Annotated in this window: 1 protein-coding gene; it reads right to left on the minus strand. The window is 61.0% G+C overall.

Features of this window, described 5'->3' with window-relative positions:
- The coding region (locus tag ACI43T_RS12200) for an aminopeptidase P family N-terminal domain-containing protein (protein ID WP_405387391.1) at positions 1-251 on the minus strand (251 nt) is incomplete at both ends.

Consider the following 251-nt stretch of genomic DNA (forward strand, 5'->3'; position numbering starts at 1 on the left):
GGTTGGTGCTTTCAATCAGGCGCACGCTTTCGGGCAGGCGCACGAGCGTGCTGACGGCGGTTTTGTTCGGCTCGATGAGCAGCGCGCCGCCGATTTGCGCGAGTTTGCCGGCAACTTGGGCGTAAGGCTCGACCGTGATGCCGGCGGTTTGCAGCGCGGCGGCGGCTTCTGCGTTCAGACGGCATTGTTCGGTAAACAGGACGGCGCTGTCTTTGCCAATCAGCAGGAAGGATACGAAAACAGGGTTGAAA

Origin of the sequence: Neisseria oralis, from assembly GCF_045062685.1 — a bacterium.
Classification (GTDB): domain Bacteria; phylum Pseudomonadota; class Gammaproteobacteria; order Burkholderiales; family Neisseriaceae; genus Neisseria; species Neisseria oralis.